This window comes from Marinobacter lipolyticus SM19 (assembly GCF_000397065.2).
GTDB lineage: Bacteria > Pseudomonadota > Gammaproteobacteria > Pseudomonadales > Oleiphilaceae > Marinobacter > Marinobacter lipolyticus.
In genome coordinates, this window is sequence record NZ_KE007325.1 from 234,411 (window position 1) to 260,668 (window position 26,258).

The 26,258-nt window shown below is 58.0% G+C and carries 21 protein-coding genes; 5 read left to right on the plus strand and 16 right to left on the minus strand.

Translation table 11 applies throughout. The features are described from left to right. Positions 1-16: 16 nt before the first annotated feature. The 14 genes from atpG to MARLIPOL_RS10655 form a co-directional block, all read right to left on the minus strand. Positions 17-880 carry a F0F1 ATP synthase subunit gamma gene (gene atpG / locus MARLIPOL_RS10590; protein WP_012138084.1) on the minus strand — a complete coding sequence of 288 codons (864 nt, stop codon included), beginning with the start codon at positions 878-880 and terminating at the stop codon, positions 17-19. Between the two features lie 71 nt (positions 881-951). Further along, a complete protein-coding gene (atpA, locus tag MARLIPOL_RS10595) occupies positions 952-2,496 on the minus strand; it encodes a F0F1 ATP synthase subunit alpha (protein WP_012138085.1) in 1,545 nt (514 codons plus the stop codon). Positions 2,497-2,524: 28 nt separating this feature from the next. Next, a complete protein-coding gene (locus MARLIPOL_RS10600) occupies positions 2,525-3,061 on the minus strand; it encodes a F0F1 ATP synthase subunit delta (protein ID WP_012138086.1) in 537 nt (178 codons plus the stop codon). A 15-nt stretch (positions 3,062-3,076) separates the two neighbouring features. Beyond that, positions 3,077-3,547 (minus strand): F0F1 ATP synthase subunit B, encoded by a 471-nt coding sequence (locus MARLIPOL_RS10605; protein ID WP_012138087.1) that lies wholly within the window; start codon positions 3,545-3,547, stop codon positions 3,077-3,079. A gap of 69 nt (positions 3,548-3,616) precedes the next feature. Beyond that, positions 3,617-3,874, minus strand: a complete 258-nt coding sequence (gene atpE / locus MARLIPOL_RS10610; RefSeq protein WP_012138088.1) for a F0F1 ATP synthase subunit C — start codon at positions 3,872-3,874, stop codon at positions 3,617-3,619. Positions 3,875-3,949: 75 nt separating this feature from the next. Next, positions 3,950-4,822, minus strand: coding sequence for a F0F1 ATP synthase subunit A (gene atpB, locus MARLIPOL_RS10615; RefSeq protein ID WP_012138089.1), 873 nt, complete (start codon positions 4,820-4,822; stop codon positions 3,950-3,952). 19 nt (positions 4,823-4,841) lie between these two features. Continuing rightward, a complete protein-coding gene (locus tag MARLIPOL_RS10620; protein ID WP_012138090.1) occupies positions 4,842-5,240 on the minus strand; it encodes a F0F1 ATP synthase subunit I in 399 nt (132 codons plus the stop codon). A gap of 269 nt (positions 5,241-5,509) precedes the next feature. Then, positions 5,510-6,382, minus strand: coding sequence for a ParB/RepB/Spo0J family partition protein (locus tag MARLIPOL_RS10625; RefSeq protein WP_012138091.1), 873 nt, complete (start codon positions 6,380-6,382; stop codon positions 5,510-5,512). Between the two features lie 61 nt (positions 6,383-6,443). Continuing rightward, positions 6,444-7,238, minus strand: a complete 795-nt coding sequence (locus MARLIPOL_RS10630) for a ParA family protein (protein WP_012138092.1) — start codon at positions 7,236-7,238, stop codon at positions 6,444-6,446. A gap of 22 nt (positions 7,239-7,260) precedes the next feature. Then, the gene (gene rsmG, locus MARLIPOL_RS10635; protein ID WP_012138093.1) at positions 7,261-7,905 is read right to left on the minus strand and encodes a 16S rRNA (guanine(527)-N(7))-methyltransferase RsmG; all 645 of its coding nucleotides are present in this window, start codon (positions 7,903-7,905) and stop codon (positions 7,261-7,263) included. A 9-nt stretch (positions 7,906-7,914) separates the two neighbouring features. Beyond that, positions 7,915-9,801, minus strand: coding sequence for a tRNA uridine-5-carboxymethylaminomethyl(34) synthesis enzyme MnmG (mnmG, locus tag MARLIPOL_RS10640; RefSeq protein ID WP_012138094.1), 1,887 nt, complete (start codon positions 9,799-9,801; stop codon positions 7,915-7,917). Positions 9,802-10,183: 382 nt separating this feature from the next. Then, a complete protein-coding gene (locus MARLIPOL_RS10645) occupies positions 10,184-13,330 on the minus strand; it encodes an efflux RND transporter permease subunit (RefSeq protein WP_012138095.1) in 3,147 nt (1,048 codons plus the stop codon). Positions 13,331-13,333: 3 nt separating this feature from the next. Beyond that, positions 13,334-14,428, minus strand: a complete 1,095-nt coding sequence (locus MARLIPOL_RS10650; protein ID WP_012138096.1) for an efflux RND transporter periplasmic adaptor subunit — start codon at positions 14,426-14,428, stop codon at positions 13,334-13,336. 11 nt (positions 14,429-14,439) lie between these two features. Next, positions 14,440-15,009, minus strand: a complete 570-nt coding sequence (locus tag MARLIPOL_RS10655) for a DUF3833 domain-containing protein (RefSeq protein ID WP_012138097.1) — start codon at positions 15,007-15,009, stop codon at positions 14,440-14,442. A 246-nt stretch (positions 15,010-15,255) separates the two neighbouring features. Here MARLIPOL_RS10655 and MARLIPOL_RS10660 point away from each other — a divergent pair, with 246 nt between their 5' ends. The 5 genes from MARLIPOL_RS10660 (at position 15,256) to MARLIPOL_RS10680 (ending at position 23,846) form a co-directional block, all read left to right on the plus strand. Continuing rightward, on the plus strand, positions 15,256-17,076 hold the full coding sequence (locus MARLIPOL_RS10660) for an acyl-CoA dehydrogenase C-terminal domain-containing protein (RefSeq protein WP_012138098.1): 1,821 nt from the start codon (positions 15,256-15,258) through the stop codon (positions 17,074-17,076). Positions 17,077-17,294: 218 nt separating this feature from the next. After that, on the plus strand, positions 17,295-18,872 hold the full coding sequence (locus MARLIPOL_RS10665) for a pyridoxal phosphate-dependent decarboxylase family protein (RefSeq protein WP_012138099.1): 1,578 nt from the start codon (positions 17,295-17,297) through the stop codon (positions 18,870-18,872). Further along, positions 18,862-20,199 (plus strand): lysine N(6)-hydroxylase/L-ornithine N(5)-oxygenase family protein, encoded by a 1,338-nt coding sequence (locus tag MARLIPOL_RS10670; protein ID WP_012138100.1) that lies wholly within the window; start codon positions 18,862-18,864, stop codon positions 20,197-20,199. Before MARLIPOL_RS10665 ends, MARLIPOL_RS10670 begins: the two co-directional genes overlap by 11 nt. 1 nt (position 20,200) lies before the next feature. Further along, positions 20,201-21,379 carry an MFS transporter gene (locus MARLIPOL_RS10675; RefSeq protein ID WP_012138101.1) on the plus strand — a complete coding sequence of 393 codons (1,179 nt, stop codon included), beginning with the start codon at positions 20,201-20,203 and terminating at the stop codon, positions 21,377-21,379. Positions 21,380-21,392: 13 nt separating this feature from the next. Further along, complete coding sequence (locus MARLIPOL_RS10680) at positions 21,393-23,846, plus strand: GNAT family N-acetyltransferase (RefSeq protein WP_012138102.1); 2,454 nt, start codon at positions 21,393-21,395, stop codon at positions 23,844-23,846. Between the two features lie 67 nt (positions 23,847-23,913). Here the strand turns inward: MARLIPOL_RS10680 and MARLIPOL_RS10685 are convergent, their stop codons facing one another. Together MARLIPOL_RS10685 and mnmE are read right to left on the minus strand one after the other, a co-directional pair. Beyond that, on the minus strand, positions 23,914-24,660 hold the full coding sequence (locus MARLIPOL_RS10685) for a substrate-binding periplasmic protein (RefSeq protein ID WP_012138103.1): 747 nt from the start codon (positions 24,658-24,660) through the stop codon (positions 23,914-23,916). Between the two features lie 142 nt (positions 24,661-24,802). Continuing rightward, on the minus strand, positions 24,803-26,167 hold the full coding sequence (gene mnmE, locus MARLIPOL_RS10690) for a tRNA uridine-5-carboxymethylaminomethyl(34) synthesis GTPase MnmE (RefSeq protein ID WP_012138104.1): 1,365 nt from the start codon (positions 26,165-26,167) through the stop codon (positions 24,803-24,805). Positions 26,168-26,258: the final 91 nt, after the last annotated feature.

The window sequence follows — 26,258 nt, forward strand, 5'->3', positions numbered from 1 at the left end:
TGGATTGCTGGCGGGATCAGACCGAAGCCGCGCCGCTCACAATCTCCGAAATCTCTTGGGTGATGGCTGCCTGACGTGCCTTGTTGTAAGCCAGCTGAAGCTCGTCGATGATGCCACCGGCGTTATCAGTTGCGCTCTTCATGGCAATCATCCGGGCTGCCTGTTCACATGCCAGATTTTCTACCACACCCTGGTACACCTGGGATTCAATGTAACGTGGCAGAAGGCCATCGAGGATCTGCCTGGCATCGGGCTCGTAGAGATAATCCCACTGGTTCTTGATCTCTTCCTCGTCTTCCCCCGGAGGCAGCGGCAGAATCTGCTCGACCTGAGGGGTCTGAGTCATGGTATTTTCGAACTCGTTGCTGACCAGATACAGACGATCGATCTTGCCTTCCGAGAACGCATCCAGCATGACTTTGACGTTGCCGATGAGTTTGTCAGAGCTCGGGCTGTCCCCCAGATGGGTCAGCGCCGCAACGACGTTACCGCCGTAGCTCTTGAAGAAAGAAGAACCTTTCTGTCCGATGGCGCACAGATCAGCCTCTACTCCTTTCTCTTTCCACGCTCGCATGTCACGGACAAGCGCTTTGAACAGGTTGATGTTCAGACCACCACACAGGCCACGGTCAGTCGACACCACGATATAGCCAACACGCTTCACTTCGCGCTCAACCATAAACGGATGCTTGTACTGAACGTTTGCCTTGGCAATGTGCCCGATAACCTGACGCATCTTTTCGGCATAAGGGCGAGTCGCCTTCATGCGTTCCTGAGCCTTGCGCATTTTGCTCGCCGCCACCATTTCCATGGCGCTGGTGATCTTCTGCGTGCTCTTGATGCTTGAAATCTGGTTACGTATTTCTTTGCCGACGGCCATAACTCACTGCCTTCTCAAGTTAGACACTCGTTGCTCAAAAATCGGCCTGCAACGCGTTGCAGGCCCATTTATTACCAGCTCTGAGTGGTCTTGAATTTCTCAAGTGCAGCTTTCAGGCCGGCAGCGATTTCGTCGTTGTAATCGCCTTTCTCGTTGATCTTGTCGAGAAGTTCTTTCTGTTCGGAGCGCATCCAGTCGAGCATCTGCGCTTCAAAACTAACTACTTTCTCAACATCAACGTCGTCCAGGAAGCCTTCGTTGGCTGCAAACAGAACCGTACCCATTTCAGCCACTGACATCGGGCTGTACTGGTTCTGCTTCATGAGTTCCGTAACACGCTGACCGTGCTCAAGCTGCTGACGTGTCGCTTCGTCGAGATCGGAAGCGAACTGGGCGAAAGCGGCCAGTTCACGATACTGGGCCAGGGCCAGACGGATGTTACCGCCAAGCTTCTTCATGATCTTGGTCTGGGCGGAACCACCAACCCGGGATACGGAGACACCGGCGTTCATCGCCGGACGGATACCGGAGTTGAACAGGTTGGTTTCCAGGAAGATCTGACCATCAGTGATCGAGATAACGTTGGTCGGTACGAACGCGGATACGTCACCGGCCTGGGTTTCGATGATCGGCAGCGCGGTCAGGGAACCGGTCTCGCCTTTCACTTCACCGTTGGTCAGCTTCTCAACGTACTCGGCGTTCACGCGGGAGGCGCGCTCCAGCAGACGTGAGTGCAGGTAGAAAACGTCACCCGGATAGGCTTCACGGCCCGGCGGACGACGCAGCAGCAGGGAAATCTGGCGGTAAGCCACAGCCTGCTTGGACAGATCATCATAGATGATCAGGGCGTCTTCACCACGGTCACGGAAGTATTCACCCATGGAGGTACCGGCGTACGGTGCCAGGAACTGCATGGACGCAGGATCGGCAGCGCCGGCGGCAACCACAATGGTGTGGTCCATGGCGCCATGCTCTTCCAGCTTACGCACAACGGCAGCAATGGAAGATTGCTTCTGGCCGACGGCAACGTAGATACACTTGATGCCGGAGTCTTTCTGGTTGATGATCGCGTCGATGGCGACAGCGGTCTTACCAATCTGACGGTCGCCGATGATCAGCTCACGCTGACCGCGACCGATCGGCACCATGGTGTCGATCGTTTTCAGACCGGTCTGTACCGGCTCGTCAACGGACTGACGAGCGATAACGCCAGGCGCGACTTTCTCGACCGGAGAGGTCAGATCGGTGCCCAGGTCACCCTTGCCGTCGATCGGGTTACCCAGACCGTCGACAACGCGGCCCATCAGTTCCGGACCCACCGGAACTTCCAGGATACGACCGGTACAACGAACCTTCTGGCCTTCTGCCAGACCTTCGTAGTCACCCAGAACAACCGCACCTACGGAATCACGCTCCAGGTTCAGAGCCATGCCGAATGTGCCGTTGGCAAATTCAATCATCTCACCGTACATAACGTCGGCAAGACCGTGGACCAGTACGATACCGTCGGAAACCGACAGGATGGTACCTTCGTTTTTCGCTTCGGAAGAGATATCGAGCTTTTCGATTCTCTTCTTGATGATGTCACTGATCTCGGATGGATTCAGTTGCTGCATGCCAATATCCTCAAACCTTGTGCTGAAATCAGGAGCCCAGAGCGTCGGCCAGCTTGGTCAGCTTTCCGCGTACAGAGGCGTCAATGACCAGATCGCCGGTGCGAATGATCGCCCCGCCAATCAGAGACTTGTCCATTGACGCTGCGAGTGACACTTTTCGCTCAAGTTTGGTCGAGAGTGCCTGGGCGAGCTTCTGTTGCTGTTCGTCCGTCAGCTCGAAGGCTGCGGTAACTTCGATATCAACAGTGCGCTCCAGATCAGCCCGGTATGTGTTGAAGAGCGCTGAAATCTCGGGAAGAAGAGTCAGCCGGCGGTTTTCAGCCAGTACCGCGAAGAAGTTGCGAACCTGCTCGGTGACGCCATCTTCAGCGACCTCCAGAATCAGTTCCGCCTTCTTCTGCTCTTCCAGACCCGGATTCGCGAGAAGCTGTCGAATGCTTTTGTTCGCGGTGACCTGTCCGGCAATCGTCAGCACCTGGGACCACTCAGCCAGTTGCTCGTGCTCCTGGGCGGCCTTGAATGCTGCTTTTGCGTATGGACGGGCCAGCGTTCTCAGTTCTGCCATGATGAACCTCGTCGTTTAAAGTTCTGCCGCCATTTTTTCCAACATATCGTTGTGCTTGGAGGCATCGACAGAGGTTTCCAGGATCTTCTCAGCACCAGCGATTGCAATGGCGGCAACTTCCGCGCGCAGAGCATCACGAGCCTGATTACGCTCCTGTTCAATTTCGGCCTTGGCCTGCTCAATCAGCTTCTGGCCTTCCTTGCGGGCGTCATCCTTGGATGCTTCCACAATTTGGGCAGCGCGCTTGTTGGCCTGTTCAATAAGGCCAGCGGCTTGCTGCTTGGCTTCACGCAGTTCCTGAGCTGACTTTTCCTGAGCCAGTTCCAGATCGCGCGTTGCGCGGTCTGAGGCAGCCAGTCCGTCAGCGATCTTCTTTTGACGCTCCTGCAGGGCAGCCATAATCGGCGGCCAAACGTACTTCATGCAGAAGACGACAAAGATAAAGAACGCGATGGCTTGACCAATCATCGTCAAATTAATGTTCACGTCTTCACCTCTCGCCTGTTTTGTTAAGAATCATCTGACCGGGGTGAACCCCCGGCTCTGGCGACTCGATTAACCGGCGATCTGGCCGACAAACGGGTTGGCGAAAGTGAAGAACAGAGCGATACCAACACCGATCATGGTTACGGCGTCCAGCAGACCTGCAACGATGAACATTTTAACCTGCAGCATCGGGGTCATTTCCGGCTGACGCGCAGCGCCTTCCAGGAACTTGCCACCGAGGATACCAAAGCCAATCGCAGTACCCAGGGCACCCAGGCCGATCAGCAGTGCAACGGCAATCGCGGTCATTCCAACTACAGTTTCCATGATAACTCCCAGTTTTCAGTTTAGGTTTTCAGTTTAATGGTTAAGGGTTAAAAACTACGGCTTAGTGCTGCCCGGTCAGTGATTGTCCTCGTGAGCCATGCTCAGGTACACGATGGTCAGCATCATAAAGATGAATGCCTGCAGGGTAATGATCAGAATGTGGAAGATCGCCCAGGGTACAGACAGTGTCCACTGTGCCCACAGCGGCAGCAGTGCAATCAGGATAAAGATCAGCTCGCCGGCGTAGAGGTTACCGAACAGACGCAGTGCCAGTGAAATCGGCTTGGCCAACAGACTCACGCCTTCCAGCAACAGGTTCACCGGGATCAGCAGGACCTTCAGGAACAGGTTGTCGGATGAAAACGGATGCAGGGTCAGCTCACCCAGGAAGCCACCCACGCCTTTCACTTTCACGCTGTAGTAGATGATCAGCGCAAAGACCGACAGGGACATGCCCAGCGTGACGTTGACGTCTGTGGTCGGAACGACCTTCATGTATTCCAGACCCATCAGGTGGAACAGCTGCGGCAGGAAATCTACCGGCACCAGGTCCATCAGGTTCATCAGGAATACCCAGCAGAAGATAGTCAGGGCAAGGGGAGCGATAACCTTGTTTCTGCCGTGGAAGGTTTCCTTCACGCTGGTATCGACAAATTCGATCATGACTTCAACGAAGTTCTGCAGCCCGCCAGGCTGGCCGGACGTAGCACGCTTGGCCGCCATACGGAACAGGATCAGGAAAATCAGACCCAAACCTACGGCCCAGCCCAGTGAGTCCACGTGCACTGCCCAAAAGCCCATATCGGAGGCTTCGGCGGCGGTGTGCGCCATGGTCCAGGTGCTTTCTTCGATTACGGTTCCGTCGGCACGCTCATAGCCTGCCGGCAGCTTACCGTAGGTAAGGTTCTGGAGGTGATGCTGAATATATTCGGATGCACTTCCTGCCATAACGGGTTCCCAGGTCCAGTTAATTTCGCTGCGTATTGCTGCCCGCCAGAAGCGGTGTCAACCAGTTGGTGACCAGCATGATCGCAAATGTTAAAAAAAGTGCCGCAATATCAAGCGGCTGAATCCATTTGAACACCATCGTGAAGAGGATGGCGCACAGGATGAGCTTGCCGGCCTCACCCTGATAAAAAGAACTCATGATCTTCCTGGCAGACCGCGCGCCGGAGTAGCGGAATGCCTTGAGCGCAAAGTAACCGTGGGGCAGTAAAAAAATAAGTCCGCCCAGAAGCGCTGAATAACCGGAAACCTGACCACGAAAAAGGAACGCCAGGCTCACGAAGACAAGTACCACACTTTCTATTACAAACCATCGTGCGATGGGCGGACGGCTGATACCGCCAGGAGCTGCCTTCGTCATGTTTTTCCCGTGAATACGGTGCCTTGGTTCGGTGCCGTTTAAAAAATAAGCAAATACACCGATACGAGCGCCGCAGATTATATGTGTTCAATGTGCACGAATCAACAATACCAGCCCCTGTCGAACCGGCGAGAAACAGCAGAATTCCTGACCTTACGGCTTTTCAGACACAAATAGGCGACTACTCAGTTGCGCACCACTACATGTTGTGTGCAACTGATGAAATGGTCTTTCGTAGGTGAACCAGAGGTGTAGAAAAATAAGACGTTTTACTTGATATGGCCCAAAATCCCATCCAGCTCATCCAGGGAACTGTACTGAATGACCAGCTTGCCCTTGCCACGCTGGCCGTGATCGATGGATACCCGGGCACCCAGTCGCTCGGCAAGGTCGTCCTGCAGCGCACGGATGTTGGGATCCACTTCGCCTCGCGGCTTTTGGCGATCTGGCGTTTCCTGCTGAACGCGGCGAACCAGGGCTTCAGTCTGACGAACCGACAGGGATTTCGCCACCACCTGCTTGGCCACCTGCATCTGCTGTTCCGGCTGCAACGTCAGCATGGCGCGGCCGTGGCCCATTTCCAGGTCGCCGTGTTCCAGCATCAGGCGGACGTCTTCGGTCAGGCCGATCAGGCGCAACAGGTTGGTGATGGTGGTACGGCTTTTACCCACGGCTTCTGCCACCTGGGCCTGGGTCAGGCCGAACTCATCCTGGAGACGCTGCAGGGCAAAGGCTTCTTCAATGGGATTGAGGTTTTCGCGCTGGATGTTCTCGATCAGCGCCATGGCAATGGCGGCTTCGTCCGGCACATCGCGGATAATGGCTGGAATACTGTCCAGCTCGGCCATCTGGGTGGCCCGCCAGCGACGTTCACCGGCAATCAGTTCGTAGCGACCCTCGGCAATGGGGCGAACAACGACCGGCTGCATGACACCCTGCTGACGAATGGAGTCCGCCAGCTCCTGCAGAGTCACCGGGTCCATATCTCTACGGGGCTGGTAACGACCACGCTGGATCAGGTCGATCGGCACTTCACGGAGTTCACCGTCGTGGTCATGGAGTTCCTGACCCAGATTGACCTTGGAGCCCTGTAGCAGGGCGCCCAGTCCGCGTTCACCCAGTCCTCGTTTCTTCGCCGCCATGGTGTTTGTCATTCTTCCCGATGAAAGTCAGTGTTGCCCAGAATTAAAGAGCAGCCGTAGTTTACACGGCAACCGCGGTGGATGTCTTTTGCGCTTTGTGGCGACGGACCATTTCGCCGGCCAGCGCCAGATAGGCCACGGCCCCCTTGGAGGCGCGATCGTATTTCAGAGCCGGCACACCATAACTGGGCGCTTCCGCCAGGCGCACATTGCGGGGAATCACCGCCCGGTAGACCTTGTCACCGAAGTATTCGCTGAGCTGACCGGATACGTCCAGCGTCAGGCTGTTGCGGGGATCGTACATGGTACGCAGGATACCTTCGATCTGCAGGTTGGGGTTCACCGTCTCCTGAATCTGCTCAACAGTGTTCATCAGTGCGGCCAGCCCCTCCAGGGCGTAGTACTCACACTGCATGGGAATCAACACGGTATCCGCGGCGGACAGGGCGTTCACGGTAAGCAGACTCAGGGAAGGCGGACAGTCGATCAGGATGTAATCGTAGTTGTCACGAACTGTATTGAGCGCCAGGCGAAGGCGGTGCTCGCGGCCAATTTCGTTCATCAGCTCCACTTCCGCGGCGGTCAAGTCGCCATTGGCGGGCAACAGGTCAAAACCGGAGGCTTCGGCCAGGAACGTCACCTCGGCGGCGCTGGCCCGCTTGGTCAGCATGTCATAGCCCGACAGTTCCAGGGCATTTTTATCCACACCACTGCCCATGGTGGCATTGCCCTGGGGATCCATATCCACCAGCAATACCCGGCGCTTGGTCGCAGCCAGAGAGGCGGCAAGGTTCACGCAGGTGGTGGTTTTACCCACACCGCCCTTCTGATTGGTCACTGCAATCACGCGCGCCATGTCTTGCCTCCTTGATACTGGATTACTGGGGTTGCCCCGCCCGGCTGATCACCAGCAGGTGCCGTTCGCCATCTGAGGCGGGTACGGTCAATGGATGACGGGATTTTACCTGCCATCCGGCCGGAAGCGCAGCTACTTCATCATCCGGATACTGACCTTTCATGGCAAGGAACTCACCGTTATTTGCCAACACATCCCCGCACCAGGTCACCAGGTTCTCCAGAGCGGTAAACGCTCGGCTGCTGATCTGGCTGAAACGGAGATCCGGGCCGCAGCTTTCCGCCCGCCCGTGAATAACGTCAACATTATCCAGGCCCAGCTCCAGCACGCACTGGGTCAGGAACCGGGTTTTCTTGCTGTTGCTGTCAAGCAGGGTAAACCGTCTGTCCGGCAGGGCAATGGCCAGAGGAATCCCGGGCAGGCCGCCGCCGGCGCCCACATCCAGCAGGTGCTCCGTGGTGACAAACGGCAGGATGCTCAGGCTGTCGAGCAGTTGGCGTGACACCATTTCCCGCGGATCACGCACCGCCGTGAGATTGTAGGCGCGGTTCCACTTGTTCAACAACGCCAGAAAGGCCAGCAACTGCTGTTGCTGGTGTGCGTCGAGTACAATCCCCATGTCCGCCAGCCCGTTCTCGAGCTGGCTCTGCCAGAGTGCGTCACTCATAAGCGCGGATCAGGCCGTCTGCTTGCGCAACAGGTCGCGCTTTTTCAGGTGCACCAGCAACTGGGATACCGCTGCCGGAGTCACACCCTGAATGCGTGAAGCCTGGGCCACGGTTTCCGGCCGTACGGTCTTGAGCTTCTGCTTGATCTCATTGGACAGGCCGCCAATGGCGTCGTAATCCAGATCCACTGGCAGTGCGGTGTTTTCGTTGCGGCGCAGGCGCTCAATCTCGTCGGTCTGACGGGAAATGTACCCCTCGTACTTGATCTCGATTTCCACCTGATCAGCCACCACCGGATCATCCGCCTGCGCCGCGCCTATGTCAGCCACGTGCTTGTAGGCAATCTCGGGGCGACGCAGCAGTTCCGCCAGGGACTGGTCGCGGGTCATCGGCTGTTTGAGGAACCCATTGGCCCGTTCGCCGGCGTCGGTATTCGGATGAATGCGGGTGGATTCCAGACGGCTGCGCTCGGTGGCAATGGCTTCGCGCTTGTCGTTGAACTTCTGCCAGCGATCGTCGTTCACCAGGCCCAGCTTGCGACCGGTTTCGGTCAGACGCAGGTCGGCGTTGTCTTCCCGCAGGATCAGCCGGTATTCAGCACGGCTGGTGAACATGCGGTAGGGCTCGGATGTGCCCATGGTGATGAGGTCATCCACCAGCACGCCCAGGTAAGCCTCGTCGCGGCGCGGATACCATTCATCTTTTTCCTGGGCTTTCAGCGCGGCGTTGATGCCTGCCAGCAGGCCCTGGGCACCGGCCTCTTCATAACCGGTGGTGCCATTGATCTGGCCGGCAAAATACAGCCCCTGGATAAACTTGGTTTCCAGGGTATGGCGCAGATCCTGGGGATTCAGGAAGTCATACTCGATGGCGTAACCGGGCCGGGTAATGTGGGCGTTCTCGAACCCCGGAATGGAGCGCACCGCCGCCAGCTGGATATCAAACGGCAGGCTGGTGGAAATGCCATTGGGATACAGCTCGTTGGTGGTCAGCCCTTCTGGCTCCACAAAGATCTGGTGGGAATCCTTGTCGGCAAAACGGTTGACCTTGTCTTCGATGGACGGGCAGTAGCGGGGGCCAATACCCTCGATATTGCCGGCGAACATCGGCGAACGGTCGAAGCCGCTGCGGATAATGTCGTGGGTCTGCTCGGTGGTGCGGGTGACGTAACAGCACATCTGCTCGGGATGCTGATTGCGGCTGCCGATGAACGACATGACCGGCGTGGGATCATCGCCCCACTGTTCCTGCATCACCGAGAAATCCACAGAACGGGCGTCGATCCGTGGCGGCGTACCGGTCTTCAGGCGACCAACGTTGAACGGCAGTTCCCGCAGGCGTTTGGCCAGGGCATTGGCCGGTGCATCGCCAGCGCGACCGCCGGAATGCTGCTGCATGCCAATGTGGATAACGCCACCCAGGAAGGTACCGGTGGTCAGCACCACGGTCCGGGCATTGAAGCGGATACCGGTCTGGGTGACCACGCCGGTGACCTGATCGTTTTCTACAATCAGATCGTCCGCCGCCTGCTGGAACAGTGTCAGATTGGGCTGGTTTTCCAGGGTATGGCGGATGGCCGCCTTGTACAGCACGCGATCCGCCTGGGCACGGGTTGCCCGCACCGCAGGCCCTTTGCGGCTGTTGAGCACGCGGAACTGGATACCCGCCTGGTCCGTGGCCTCAGCCATGGCACCGCCCAGGGCGTCGATTTCCTTGACCAGATGACTCTTGCCAATGCCGCCAATGGCCGGATTGCAGGACATCTGCCCCAGGGTCTCAATGTTGTGGGTCAGCAGCAGGGTTTGCGAACCCATGCGTGCAGCCGCCAGCGCGGCCTCGGTACCGGCATGGCCACCACCAATGACAATAACATCGAAACGGCTCGGAAAATCCACAGTTCACCTCGGAAATCGGGGGATAAAAACAGGGCGGGGAGTATAACGCCTTGCCCCGGAAAATGCAGTCAGAATGTGCAAATTTTAACCAGATCGGCTCACAAGGGAAACCGGCACCCACCACAACCATGCCGAAGAGGCCATGGGGCATGCCTGTCAGGACATGAGTAAAATAGAAATCGTTATACTTTCAGTGGCTTGGAATGGTCTTCTCAGAAAAGTTTTCAAGAAAGTTATCCACATGAAAGAACACTAATCATACAACCCAAATAACACTATAAGACATTGTTTTCGAAGTACTATTTTTTATTCATCCAAAGCTTATCCGTAGCTTATTCAAACTTTTATCCACAAGATACCGCCGATACACAGGCCGTTCCGGTCAAAAATCATCCGCCCGTTTCTGCGGTGCCGTAGCCAGCCCCTGCCCGCCACCGGACTGACCGGCCTGCTTTTCCAGCTCCACCGCGACGGCATTGGTGGATTTGGCAAAGCGTGCCAGCAGGTTGTACAGCACGGGGATAATGAACAGGGTCAGGGTGGTGGCGAACACCAGCCCACCGAGGATAACCACACCGATGGAGGCGCGGCTTTCAGCACCGGCACCCGTGGCAAGCACCAGCGGTATGGCGCCAAACACCGTGGAAATTGTCGTCATCAGCACCGGCCGGAACCGAAGGCTGGCACCGGCCAGTATCGCGTCCCGCACGTCGTAGCCCTTGTCCCGGAGCTGGTTGGCAAACTCCACAATCAGGATGCCGTTCTTGGCCATCAGCCCCAGCAGCATGACGATGCCAATCTGGCTGTATATGTTCAGGCTGATGCCGGCCCAGAACAGGGCGAACAGCGCACCGGTCACCGCCAGGGGTACCGACAGCATGATGATCAGCGGGTGTATCCAGCTTTCAAACTGCGCCGCCAGCACCAGGAACACGATGACGAAGGCCAGTCCGAAGGTCAGGTAAATGGCAGCGGAGGAATCCTGGAACTCGCGGCTGAGCCCCTTGTAGCTGATGCGGGCCTCCGGTGGCAGGTTATCCACAGCCAGGTTATTCAGGTATTCCAGGGCAGATCCCAGATCGTAACCCTCAGCCAGGGAACCACTGATCACCACTGCCGGCAGACGATCGATCCGTCGCAGGTCCGGGTTGGCACCAATTTCACGCACTGACACCAAAGCTTCCATGGGAATCAGATCGCCTCCCGCCCGGGGACGCAGATACACCTGCCCGAGGTCCTCAGGCGTCGCCCGGTCGGCGTCCGCGGCCTGCACAATGACATCGTATTCCCGGCCACGATCGATGTAGGTGGTGACCTGACGGGAAGCCAGCATGGTTTGCAGGGTCAGCCCCACATCTTCAACCGTAATGTCCAGATCCGCAGCCCGTTCACGGTCAATATTGACGCGCAACTCCGGTCGGGTCAGTTCGAAATCCGTGTCCAGATTCAGCAGGTTCGGGTTGTCTTTTGCCCGCTCTTTGAGTTCCTCACTCCAGGCCTGTACCGACTCATAATCGGGACCGCCGACCACGATTTCCACCGGCTGGTTGAACCCCCGCTGCCCCAGCCCCGGCGGATTAATCGCCACGGCACGGATACCGGGAATACTGGCAAGCTTGCCACGGAGCTCACTGGTGACCTGTTGCTGTTTGATATCACGTTGTTCCCATGGAGTAAGGCCCATGATCATGAAGGCATTGTCCGCCTCATTACGGAACCCGACGATGGAGAGCAGACGGTCGGCAACTCCCTCCTCCAGGTATGGGAGTAACTGTTCCTCAGCCTTTTTCACATGATGATCGGTGTATTCCACCGTCGATCCTCGCGGCGCGCTGACCGGCATGATAATCACACCCCGGTCTTCGACAGGCGCCAGTTCCTGGGGCAGCTTGGGAAACACCACCGCTATCAGCACCATGCCCACCAGCCCGAGACCGAGCAGCAGTCCCGGTTGGCGCAGCGAGAATCGCAACATGCGCTCATAACCGCGGGTCAGGCCGGTCAACACCTTCTCGGTGGCACTCCAGAGCCGGTGACCCTCTTCGGTTTCCGGACTGTGTTTCAGCCACTTGGAACAGAGCATCGGTGTCAGGGTCAGTGCCACCAGGCTGGACACCACCACGGCCGCCGCCAGGGTAAAGCCGAATTCCGCGAACAACCGGCCAATATTGCCGCCCATAAACGAAATAGGCACAAACACCGCAACCAGCGTGAGGGTGGTGGCTATAACCGCAAACGCCACCTGCTTGGCACCACGGTAGGAGGCCAGTAACGGCGGCTCGCCGTCATCAATACGACGCTGGATGTTCTCGAGCATGACGATGGCATCGTCCACCACCAGACCGATGGCAAGAATCACCGCCAGCAGGGTCAGCACGTTGATGGAAAAACCCAGGGCTCCCAGACCGATGAATGCACCGATCACCGCCACCGGGATGGTCACGGCAGGGATCAGTGTTGCCCGCCAGGAGCGCAGGAACACGAAAATCACCAGGATCACCAGTGACACGGCGATGCCCAGGGTGATCATCACTTCCTTGATGGAAGCACGGATGAAGATGGATTCGTCGTAGCTTTCAGCAATGGTGACTTCCGGTGGCAGGGTGCGCCGGATATTCTTCAACTCCTCCTGAACCCGGTCCGACACCGCCACCGTGTTCGACTTGGACTGCCGGATCACCCCCATACCGATGGCCGTCTGACCATTGGCCCGCAGGCGACCGGTATCGGATTCCACCCCCATCTGGACGTTGGCCACCTCACCAAGGCGCAGCAGGTCGTTGCCGTCGCGGCGAATCACCAGTTCACGGAACTCCTCCACTGTGGATAACCGACCCTCAGCCCTTACCGTAAAGTCCCGGGTGGAAGACTCCACCGAGCCTGCCGGCAGTTCGACGTTATTGGAGCGCAACGCCCGTTCGACTTCAGCCACGGTAATGTCGCGGGCCGCCAACCGTTCCCGGTCCAGCCAGATACGAATGGCATAGCGGCGCTCACCGCCAATGCGCACATCGGCCACGCCGTCCAGTACCGAGAGCCGGTCTGCCAGCACCCGGTCGGCAAAATCACTCAGTTCCGCGCTGTCCCAGACGTCGCTGCGGAGCGTAATCCACATCATCGGGCGCGCATCGGAATCGGCCTTGCTTACTACCGGAGGATCGGCTTCATCGGGGAGTTCGTTGCTGATCCGGGACACCGCATCACGGACATCGTTGGCGGCAATATCGACATTGCGGGAGGTATTGAATTCGATGCTGGTACGGGATTCACCCTGCTCGGTGCTGGACTCAATGGAACGGATACCCTCGATACCACTGATCGCCCCCTCGATCACCTGGGTGATCTGGGTGTCCACCACTTCGGCGGCGGCGCCGGTATAGTCGGTGGATATCGACACCACCGGCGGATCGATATCCGGGTACTCCCGCACGGGCAGGCCCAGCAGGGCGGCCAGACCGAACACAAGGATCAACAGGCTCAGAACGGTGGCAAAGACCGGGCGCTTGATCGAGACATCGGACAGGATCATGGATTACGACTCCAGCGATGTGGCAAAGCGGTTGTCCGGAATCGCCTTGTCGTCTTCCACCACTTCGATACGGTCGCCACTGCTGAGGCGATCTTGGCCGGTAATAATCACCGGATCATCCTCGGTCAGTCCATCCGACACTTCCACCCACCCCGGCTCACGAGCGCCCAGGGTGACGGGCACGCGCCTCGCCTTGCCATCTTCGGCAACAAACACATATTTGTCGGCGCCACGCATCAGTACCGCCTGTTCCGGAATCACCAGGGCCTCACGCTCACGCAGGGTCAGGCTGGCTGACATAAATTGACCGGGACGGAGTTTGCCTTCCGGATTGTCGATCAGAGCCCGCACCGGCAGGGTACGGCTAAGTTCACTGATGCGAGTACCCAGCTCCGCAAGTTCACCGCCAAAGATTTCCCCCGGGTAGGTCGGGGACTGCCCCTGCACTTGCTGGCCCAAACTGATCTGTCCCAGGAAACGTTCCGGGATGGCAAAGCCCAGTTCCATGCGATCCGTGGAATCCAGGGTCGCAACAGCGGTGCCGGAAGCCAGGTAGGCTCCCATACTGATATCATTCAGACCCACCACCCCGGTAAACGGCGCGGTGATACGGTGATTGTCCAGACGGGTTCGCGCCGCCTCCAGCTGGGCCTGGGCCACATCCAGTGAGGTACGCAATTCATCCACCTGGGACTGGGAAATGCTGTTGTTTGAACGCAGGCTCCGGGCGCGCTCAAACTGACGCCGGGCATCAGCTACCTGGGCTTCGGAAACCCGAACTTCTGCCCGCGCCTGGCGATCATCCAGCCGAAGCAGCAGATCGCCCTTCTCCACGCGCTGACCACTGCGCAGATTCAGTTCCACGGCACGACCACTGACCTCGGTGGTCAGTTCAATGGCATTCGGTGCTTTCAGGCTGCCAACGGCGTTCACCCGGTCCCGGACCGTTTCCAGGCGTGGATTGGTTACGTTAACCACGCTTGCCGGTCGCTCACGCTGATCACCAGCAGACTGCCCCTGATCCAGATAACGGTAGGTAAACGTTCCGGCAACTGCCACAACCACCAGAACCAGCGCAATCAGCCATTGCTTCAGCATACGTGTCTCTATCACTCTTGTTGGTTTTTGGTGATCACCAACACCACTTCACCCACATCCACCCCCCATTTACTCATGGTGGTCTGGTTAATGAGGGCGTTCGGTGTCACCAGATACATCCAGTCGTCCATGCGGACGTCGATGGTGCCATCACCGTATGGCACCCGTAATACGTAATTCATATGGATGGCATTGCCCTGCCACCGCATGGTGCCTGGCTCTACCACATCACCGGCCTCGGCAAGGTAACCATCGTCGGAAGCCGTCAGTATCCAGGTTCGAGTCTGTACTTCGCCGTCATCGAAGCGGAACACCTCGTCCAGGGTGCCGACTCCCCGGGCGTCCCAGCTGGCGTTGATGTCCGCGTCGAAGGTACGAATGACGGTGCCAGACCAATCCTTGACCACGCCCCGTGCCGAAAGTTCGCCATCAAAAAACTGTTCGGGAACCAATTGGGGCTCGCGATCGCTGTAATCATCCAGCGAGGGCCCGGCGCAACCGGCCAGAACCAGTACCGACAACAATAACCACAAGGGCAATCGCGGACCAGCCTGTTCAGCCGAAGGTCTGGGTATTTGCATGACTTTTACACTCCCGAAACAGAATTTGTTGGCAAGTTATCTTCCGGGAAATACGCTCATCGCCGGTTTTTCGATCAACGCCTCATTACGCCCGACTTCAGTACCGTCATTTCAGCCAATTGTCCTTCCTGACAGTCGGACAGGCGGTTTTCGTCAATGGAACACCTGTTTGAATGCCGTAAAACATGACCTATCGGAAGGCCTGTTGCCTTCCACCCGATTCCCTGACAGGACTGAGGTATTGTTATGCCGGTTTACAAGGCGCCCCTGCGCGACATGAAATTTCTGCTCAATGATGTGTTTGACTACCCGGGTCATTACGCGTCACTGAAAAGTGGTGAAAACGCCACACCGGACATTGTTGAGGCCATTCTCAGCGAATGCGGCAAGTTCTGCGAGGAAGTCCTCAGCCCGCTGTATCAGCCCGGGGATGAAGAGGGCTGCAAGCTGGAAGACGGTGTGGTCACCACGCCAAAGGGATTCAAGGAAGCCTACGAGCAGTACGCCATGGGTGGCTGGCAGGGACTGTCCGCGCCGGAAGAGTATGGCGGTCAGGGCCTGCCCGCCTCCATGGGTCTGCTGAAACAGGAAATGATGGGTACCGCCAACTGGTCGTTCTCGATGTACCCGGGCCTGTCCCTGGGTGCCATGAACACGATTTACCTGCATGGTTCCGAAGACCAGAAGCAGACCTATCTGGTACCACTGACAGAAGGCCGTTGGGGCGGCACCATGTGCCTGACCGAGCCGCAATGCGGTACCGATCTGGGCCAGGTCAAAACCAAGGCGGAACCCCAGGCGGACGGCAGTTACAAACTCACCGGTACCAAGATTTTCATTTCCTCCGGTGACCATGACCTGACCGAGAATATTGTTCATATCGTGCTGGCACGGCTGCCGGATGCACCCAAGGGCACCAAAGGCATCAGCCTGTTTATCGTTCCCAAGTTCCTGCCGGACGGCAACGGCGGTATCGGCGAGCGCAACGGTGTGAACTGCGGCAGCCTGGAAAAGAAAATGGGCATCAAGGCGTCCGCAACCTGTGTGATGAACTTTGATGAGGCCACCGCTTTCCTGATTGGTGCCGAGAATGAGGGTCTGAACTGCATGTTCACCTTCATGAACTCCGCCCGTATCGGTACCGCCATCCAGGGCGTTGGCCCCGCGGAATTGTCCTATCAGTGGGCACTGGACTATGCCAAGGAGCGCCGCTCCATGCGTGCGCTGTCCGGCAAGAAAGATCCTGAACATGTTGCCGATGCGCTGATTCACCACGCCGATGTGCGTCGCATGCTGCTGACCCAGAAGGCTATCGCTGAAGGCGGCCGCGGAATGCTGTACTACGCAGCCCGAGTGGCCGATCACATGGTGGAAGGCCATGCGGAGGGTGACGAGCAAAAAGCCGACAAATACGACGACAAGCTCGGTTTCCTGACGCCGATCCTCAAGGGCTTCCTGACCGAACTGGGTAACGAGGCGGCGAATATCGGCATGCAGGTCTTCGGCGGCCATGGCTACATTCGCGAGCACGGCATGGAGCAGATTGCCCGCGATACCCGCATTGCCACCCTGTACGAGGGCACCACCGGCATCCAGGCCCTGGATCTGCTGGGCCGCAAGGTGCTGCTGATGACCCAGGGCGGCGCGGTTCGCGAGTTCACCCTGATCATCGCCAACTTCGCCCGCAAGCACCTGACTGACAAGCGTTTGCGGCCATTCGCGGTGGAACTGCTGAAACTGACCGCCCAATGGAATCTGCTGACCGTGCGCATCATGCTGGCAGCACGCAAGGACCGGGATGTGGTCAGTGCCGCCGCCCACGATTTCCTGATGTACAGCGGTTATGTGTCGATGGCCTACATCTGGGCACGTCAGGCCGCAGTCGCAATCGACAAGCTGGATAACGGCGGTGACGAATCCGAGGAGTTCTACAAGGCCAAACTGGCCACCGCGGAATTCTATTACGAGCGCCTGCTGCCCCGCGCGCAGACCCACGCCACCACCATGCTCAGCCCCAGCAAGAATCTGATGCAGCTGGACGCTGAGGACATGAGCTTTACCGCCTGATCCTTTTAGATCTGTCCTACCCCGAAAGAGGAGCCGCCCGGCTCCTCTTTTTTCATCTCCCCCTTTCTATCTCCCCGTCAACTTAAAGAGATCAACAGGTTAACTGTCGCGTTTGACAACATTGACATCGCTCAATTAGTAATTGAGAATCATTCGCACCTTATTTATCGTTTGATAAATCAACTGTAAGGACAATCAACAAACGGACGACCCTGCCCATGTCTGATCAACCTGCATTTTCAAACACTGCATTGACCACGCCGTCCACACCTGCCCTATCGGAGACGGATTATTGTCTGTTCAACCCTACCAACCTGACATACTACAGGAGCAGCCTGCTCCAGGGACTGGAGCTGATCGAAAACCGGATGAAAACGGTCAAGCGTCCATTCAGCGGTATACTGCCACGGGAACTGGCCCAACAGTTCGAACACCTGGACCTTGACCAACCCTGCCGCGGCATGAACGAAGCCCTGGCAGAACTTGACCGGCTCTACCTGGAAGACGCCGTCTACTTTCACCACCCCCACTACACAGCTCACCTTAATTGCCCGGTCACCATTCCCGCGATCACCGCGGAGCTGATCCAGGCATCGTTCAACACCTCGGTGGATACCTGGGACCAGAGTGGCGGTGGTACCTTCATTGAACAACGGCTGATTGACTGGACGGCCAACCGCATCGGATTTGATAGCGAGGCCGATGGGGTGTTCACCAGCGGCGGCACCCAATCCAACCTGATGGCCATGTTGCTGGCCAGGGACAACCTGTCCCAACACTTCTGGCAGCACAGCACACGGGAACAGGGTCTGCATCCGGACGCCCACCGATTCCGCATTTTCTGCTCCGAGGTCAGCCATTTCAGCATCCAGAAGGCCGCGGCGTTGCTGGGATTGGGTTATGACGCCGTGGTCCCGGTGCCCTGTGATGCCTACTATCGCATGGACGTGACCGCCCTGACGCAAGCCATCGAGACAACGCGCGAACAGGGACTGCTGCCGATGGCAGTGGTGGCGACCGCCGGCACCACCGATTTTGGCAGTATAGATCCGATTATCCCGATCGCGGACCTGAGCCGGCGCGAGGGCCTGTGGCTTCATGTGGATGCCGCTTACGGCTGTGGCCTGCTGACGTCCTCCCGCCATCGTCACCTGCTGAAAGGTATTGAGCAGGCGGATTCGGTCACGGTCGACTACCACAAATCCTTCCTTCAGCCCGTCAGTTGCAGCGCCTTGCTGGTGCGCCATAAACACACCCTGGGGTGTGTCACCTGGCATGCTGAATACCTGAACCCCCTCTGCCAACGTCAGGAAGGCACGCCCAACCTGGTGGACAAGAGCCTGCAGACCACCCGCCGTTTTGACGCTCTCAAGCTCTGGCTGACCCTTCGGGCACTGGGACCCGAGGCGATTGGCGCGGCTTTCGACAAAGTGATCCACCTGGCACGCCAGGGCTACCTGCTGCTGTTATCGGATAACGACATTGAAATCCTTCACCAGCCCCAGCTCAGTACCCTGGTATTCCGCTACCGCCCGGATATGGCTTTGAGTGAGGCGGCACTGGACCAGCTCAACCAGTCCATCCGCAAGGCCCTGATGCGCTCCGGCGAAGCACTGGTCGCCGCCACCCGGGTCCACGGCCGGCAGTATCTGAAGTTCACCCTGCTCAACCCAGATACCCGGATACGGGATGTCCAGGCGGTTCTGCGCCTGATCAAACGCCACGGCGCCGAGGCTCTGGCCGACCATACACCCACGAACACCCAGCAGCCGATGGAGGTCGCCCATGTCGGATAACACTCTTGATTTCATTGCTATTGGTCTGGGGCCTTTTAACCTCAGCCTGGCCTGCCTGGCCGAACCCCTGGACGACCTGAGCGGACTGGTGCTGGATGAGAACCCCCGGTTCGACTGGCATCCGGGCATGATGCTGGAAAACGCCCGGCTGCAGACCCCGTTCCTGTCGGACCTGGTGACCCTGGCGGACCCCACCAGCCCCTACAGCTTCCTCAATTACCTCAAGGCCCAGGGCCGCATTTACTCGTTTTACATTCGCGAGAGCTTTTTCCTGTTGCGCCGCGAATACAATCAGTACTGCCAGTGGGCTGCCAGCCAATTGAGTAACGTCCGCTTCAACACCCGGGTGGAAACCATCCACTACGATGAGACCGCCAACCAGTATGTGGTAACGGCGCGCTGTACCCAAAGTGGTGATGAACAGAAGTTCCGCACCCGCCGACTGGTGCTGGGCACCGGTCCACGCCCAGCCGTACCACCGTGCTGCGAACATCTGGAGGGCTCCGCCATCCACTCGTCCGGTTACCTTGACCACAAATCGGAACTGCAGGCGCAGCCGTCCATTACCGTACTCGGCAGCGGACAGAGTGCCGCCGAGATATTCCACGACCTGCTGCAGGACGTCGACCGCTTTGGCTACCAGCTGAACTGGATTACCCGCTCCCCCCGTTTCTTTCCGCTGGAGTACAGCAAGCTGACCCTGGAGATGACCTCTCCCGAGTATGTGGACTATTTCCACGACCTGCCTGCGGAAACCCGCGACGACCTGGTGACCCATCAGAAGCATCTCTACAAGGGCATCAATACCGACCTGATCAACGACATCTTCGATCTGCTGTACACCAAGCGTCTGGTGGCTGATGTGCCGATCAACCTGCTCACTAACAGCCGTCTGGAGTCCGCCCGTTTCTGTGGCGACAGTGCGCACCATGAGCTGACATTCCGCCATCTGGAGCAGGATCGGCCGTTCGCGCTGAACACCGCCGGTCTGGTACTGGCCACCGGCTACCAATACCGCGAACCCGATTTCCTGGAGGGTATCGCGGGACGGATCCGGCGTGATGACCGCGGTCGCTTTGCCGTTAGACGCAACTACAGCATTGATCACCGGGGGCATGAAATTTTCGTGCAAAACGCGGAATTGCATACCCATGGCTTTGTCACCCCAGACCTGGGTATGGCGTGCTATCGCAATGCCTGGATATTGCGGGAACTGACCGGACGCGAACCCTACGCCATAGAGCAGACCATCGCCTTCCAGCAGTTCGGTGTTCCCGAATCCCGGGAGACCACGCAATGCACCGGCTCACTGATGGAGCCCGCGTAAGATGGCTATGACGGTTAAACATTGGCTGGTCGCCATCACCATTGCCGCAGTGGTCAGCGATTCCATGCTGCTGCCCTTTTATCCGCATTTTTTCGCCAGTGTGTTCGGCATCACCGATACCGGTCATATCGGGCTCTACCTCAGTGCCTGCTGCCTCACCATTGTCATCGCGTTTCCGATGTGGGCGAGAGTCTCCCGGCAGATACCGGTGCTGCAGCTGCTGATTCCCACGCAACTGGCTGCCGGTGGGCTGAGCATACTCTGCTACTGGGCCGATACCCCGGTGTCGTTCTGGATTCTGTCGCTGGTCATGCTGGTGTTCAAAGGCAGTTATCTGCTGGTCTACCCGATGATCATGGCCGCCGAACGTGAGGAGAATCACGGCAATACCATCGGGTTGTTATCGGTGGTGGTTCATATCGGCGGTATTGCCGGCGCCGTGCTCGGTGGCGTGGTCCTGCAGTGGTTTGAGCCGCGCCAGGTGTTTCTGGTGATGGCGGTGAGCGATTTCATCCAGACCGGTGTCTGTTTTTATCTCATTCGCCGCCCCGATGCCCGGCCCAAACCAGAGGAACCGCCAACGGCAGCGCCCGAAAAGAGCCGGGTGACCTCCGCCGTGATCTACAAGCTGGGACTGGTGATGTTCCTGTTCTATTTCAGCGCCTACCTCACCCGCCCGTTCTTCGTGCGCTATTGGGAATCGGTGACCCCGGCCACGGGCGAAATCCTGTCCGGGCTGGTGTTCGCCATTCCGGCCGGCATCGCGATTCTGGCCTTGTGGCTCAACGCCCGCAGCAGCCGGACCCGATCGCCCGGGGAGGGACTGCTGACCGCGATGATGTTGGGCAGTGTCGGCCTGGCCCTGCAGGGACTGAATCAGGAATGGCTGGTTCTGGCTGGCCGCTGCCTGTTTGGCTGGGCCCTGTTCCAGGCTACCGTCCAGCTGGATCAGCTGCTGTTTGCCCTCAGCCACCCCGAGGCGTACGCCACCGATTTCAGCAAGATCAACATCTTCCAGCAGTTGGGAGTACTGGCCGCGGCGTCATCCGCTGGCGGAATGGTGGGGCTGCTGGGTTTGCAAATGCCTTTTGCCGTCGCCGCCGCCGGCCTGGTATTCACCGCGGCCGTTTACGGCGCGCTGTTTTACCGCACCCGTCGCGAGTTACTACCGTCCACCTGACCAGGGAATGATCATGAACGACGTTACCTACCACTATGAACAACACCTGCCTTCACTGGGCCAGTTCCGCATTCGCCCCCTGCGACTGCCGGACGATCTGCCACTGATCCATCAGTGGCTCAGTGATGACCACGCCCGTTTCTGGGGCATGCAGGATATGTCTCCGAACGAGCTTGATGATTTTTACCGCACCCTGCGCTCCTCCGGGGAAGGGGATGCTTTTATCGGCTTGCACAACGGCCAGCCTGCTTTCCTGATGGAGACCTATCAACCACAACTGTCGCCACTGGCAGACCACTACCCGGTGCAATCCGGCGACCTGGGTATGCACATCCTGATCGCCCCCACCGATTACCCCATTCGCGGGTTCACCCGCGGTGTGTTCACCGTGATCATGGGTTTTCTGTTCGAAGCCCTGGATGCCCGACGCATTGTTGTCGAGCCGGATGTCAGCAATGACCGCATCCATGATCTGAATCGTTTCGCCGGTTTCCAGTATGACCGGATCATCTCATTACCGGACAAACAGGCTCACCTGGCGTTCTGCGACTACGCACAGTTCCAGCAAGCCATGACCAACAACTACCTGCTCAAGGAATCCAACATGACCACCGACCGGACCATTTCCCTCACCAACAATCCCGCCCTGGCTTGCGATCACCTGCAACCGGAGCTGTGGCAACACGTGAATACGCTGCTGGTGCGTAAGGCCCTGAGCGAGTTTGCCCATGAGAAGCTGCTTCAGCCAGAACCCCTGTCAGAGCAGGACGGCTGGCAGGAATATCGGGTAATCGCGGACAAGCCCGACATCGAGTACCGTTTCCTCGGCAAGGTTCTCGCCCTGGAGCACTGGCACATCGATCCGTCGTCCATTCGCAAAACCGTGGCTGGCGAGCAAACGGATGTGGATGCCATGCGCTTCATCATCGAGTTCCGCCAGACCCTGGGTATCCAGGACGCCATGCTACCGACCTACCTGGAAGAGATCGCCAGTACCCTCTATGGCAGTGCCTACAAACACCGCCGCCCGGGACTGGATGTGACCTCTCTGGTCAGTTCGGACTTCCAGCAGCTGGAATCCGCGATGATGGAGGGGCATCCCTGTTTCGTTGCCAACAACGGCCGCATCGGCTTCGACGCCCGCGACTACCAGGCCTATGCCCCGGAAGCGGGCAACCCCATCCGGCTGATCTGGGTGGCTGCACACAAGGACAGTACCACCGTGGCCAGCAGCGAAGACCAGGGTTTCAACGGCATGATACGGGAGGAGCTGGGGGACGAGCAGTTTGAAGCCTTCATGACCTTACTGGAGCAACGGTCGCTGAACCCGGACGATTATTACCTGCTCCCCGTCCACCCATGGCAGTGGTACAACAAACTGGCCCACGTATTTGCGGCCGATATCGCCACCGAGAAACTGGTTTACCTGGGAGAAGGACAGGACCGCTACCGGGCGCAACAATCCATCCGCACTTTCTTTAATACTGATCGACCGAACCGGCACTACGTCAAGACCGCACTTTCCATTCTCAATATGGGCTTTATGCGGGGCTTGTCGCCCTACTATATGAGTACCACGCCGGCCATTAACGAATTCCTTTACGATCTGGTCAATCAGGATCCGTACCTGGCTAGCACTGGCTTCAGCCTGTTGCGCGAAGTGGCGGGTATCGGCTACACCAATGCCCATTTCGAAGAGGCTGTGGATAAGTACAGCCCCTACCGCAAGATGTTGTCGGCGCTGTGGCGGGAAAGCCCGATTCCTCAGCTCAAAGACAATCAGAAACTGATGACCATGGCCGGGCTGCTACACGTCGACGCCGAGGGCAATGCCCTGTTGCCGGCACTGATTGCCGCCTCTGGCCTGGATACCGAAAACTGGATCCGGCGTTTCCTGCACGGCTACATGAGTCCGCTGTTGCACTGCTTCTATGCCCACGATCTGGTCTTCATGCCCCATGGGGAAAACCTGATCCTGGTGCTGGAAGATCATGTACCAGTGCGGGCCATCATGAAGGATATCGCCGAGGAAGCGGCCATTATGAACACCGATATCCTGCTCTCGGAAGACGTTCGGCGGTTACAGGTGGAGGTACCGGAGGAGCTCAAGGTGCTGTCGATCTTCACCGACCTGTTCGACTGCATTTTCCGCTTCATGGCACCCGTACTCGATGAACAGGGGGATTTACCCGAATCCCGTTTCTGGCAGCTGGTGGCCGACTGTGTCCACGACTATCAGTCAGCCCATCCCGAGCTGGCCGACAAGTTCCGCCGTCACGACCTGTTTGCGCCGGAATTCACCCGTTCGTGCCTGAACCGCCTGCAACTGGCCAATAACCAGCAGATGATCGACCTGGCCGATCCCGCGGGCAATCTTCAGTTCCATGGCACCCTCGTCAATCCTATTGCGCGTCATGCGCGGAACGGTAGGAAAACGGGAGAAACGGAGATGCTGTCGGACGGTTAATCCCCACTGAAAGTCCCTGACACCGGATAAGCACCCTCCCTACCAAGCGGGGGGTGCCTGCTCCCCGTCAAAGGCCGTATTTGGTCTCGATGGCCTCATACATACCGGTCTCGTGAACCTTCTTCAGGGCCGCGTTCAGCTCGTCAACCACGCTGTCCGGAGTGGCGGGGTTGATCGCCAGGTACAGTTCGGTGTCATTGAAGGAGTAGACCGGCTCCAGGCCTTCCACATCCTGCTGGGACGCAAAGTAGGGGCCGGCCAGACGGTCGGCGATCCACAGGTCGACCTGGCCCAGTTCCAGACGCTTGGGGTTCAGGTCGTCGCTGTCGAGTGCAGAGACCTCATAACCACGTTCCAGCAGGTACTCGGTCATCACATCGTTGCGGTAGCCACCAAACAACAATTCCCGGGCATCTTCCAGTCTGTCGATCTTCAGGTTGGTGTTGGCAGGCGAAAAAATCGTCCACAGGTTCTTCGTCAGCGGCCCCACCCACTTGAATAGGGGAGCACGGTTTTCGGTATAGGTGGTGCAGAAAATTCCGTGGTTCTTCTTGTTCCTGGCGCGATTGTAGCCATAGTCCCAGTTACGGAGCTTGATCACATATTCCAGGCTGGTATGGCTGAGAATGGCCTTGACCATTTCGGTACACAGGCCATCAATGCTGTCACCGTTGTGCTCGAATGCACGGCCGGTGGCGCTCATGTTATAGGGCGGGAAATTCTCGGTGTAAAAGTAGAGCTTTTCGGATGCGCCAACCTGGGGAGCCGAAGCCAGCACCAGGATCAGGGACAGGACAATAGACAGATTCCGCACAGCGTTTCTCCTTGCAATGGTGTTCGCACCACAAGGTCGTGGCACGTTCGTTATGCGGCGGAGAAGTTTACCTGATGATTTAACAGTGTTTTATACAATTCCTGTGTGTTTTCGTAAGGGCGGCGTCCTAAGGGTGCAAAGCCTACTTCCCGATACAGAAACTGCTGAATATTTTCCCCAACAGGTCATCGGGCGTCATTACCCCGGTGATTTCACCCAGGGCATCCTGGGCAGCGCGTAAGTCCTCGGCCAGTAATTCACCGGCACCAAAGCCGTCCAGCTGGCCCTGCCCCTGGAGCATGGAGTCCCGGGCGCGCTCCAGCGCATCAAGATGCCGGCGACGGGCCAGGAACCCACCTTCGGTGGTCGCCGCAAAGCCCATACACTGCTTCAGGTGATCCCGCAGGATTTCCAGTCCATCCGCGGACTTGGCAGCAAGACGGATAACCGGGCCAGCCGGGTTATCCACAAGCCCGACGGTTTCCCCGGACAGGTCCACCTTGTTACGGATCACTGTCACCGGGGCCGAGGCCGGCAATTGATCGATAAAGTCCGGCCAGATCTCGTGCGGGGTGATTTCCGGAGTCGTGGTGGCATCCACCATCAACAGGATCCGGTCGGCCTGGCGGATTTCATCCCAGGCGCGGGCAATGCCGATCTGCTCGACTTCATCGGGGCTGTCCCTCAACCCCGCCGTATCAATGATATGCAAGGGCATGCCATCAATGTGGATATGTTCCCGCAGCACGTCCCGTGTCGTCCCTTCAATGGCTGTCACGATCGCCGCTTCACGACCTGCGAGGGCATTGAGCAGGCTCGACTTACCCGCATTGGGCCTGCCAGCAATTACCACCTTCATGCCATCGCGGAGGATCGTGCCCTGTTGGGCTTCCGCCAGAATGCCGTCCAGGTCAGTAATCAGCTGCTGTAGATCGGCAGCCACTTTGCCATCTGCAAGAAAGTCGATCTCTTCTTCCGGGAAATCAATGGCCGCTTCCACATAGATGCGTAAGTGGGTGACGGCTTCCACCAGGCTCTCGATACGGCGGGAAAACACCCCCTGCATGGAGCGAACTGCACATCGCGCGGCCTGTTCCGAACTGCTCTCGATCAGGTCGGCAATGGCCTCGGCCTGGGTCAGGTCCAGTTTGTCGTTCAGAAACGCCCGTTCGGAAAACTCCCCGGGCCGGGCCAGACGAGCGCCGAGGTCACAGACCTGGCGTAGCAGCAGGTCCAGGATCACGGTGCCGCCGTGGCCCTGGAGTTCAAAGACATCTTCCCCGGTAAAGGAGTTCGGGTTGGGAAAGTAAAGGCCAATACCTTCGTCAATCAACTGTTGCTGCTGATCGTAGAACGGGCCGTAGTGTGCATAGCGCGGCCTGGGTTCGTAGCCGAGCATCCGGCAGGCAATGTCCCGCGCTCCCGGACCGGACACACGGACAATACCGACACCGGCCTGACCGGGGGCAGTGGCAATGGCGGCGATGGTATCGGTCACGTATTGCATGTGTTCTTTATGATCCTTTCCTGTAGCCCTGAACCAGCAAAGGCTCCACGAAGGAGCCTCTGTCAGGTTACGGTGTCAGACACGGTATCCG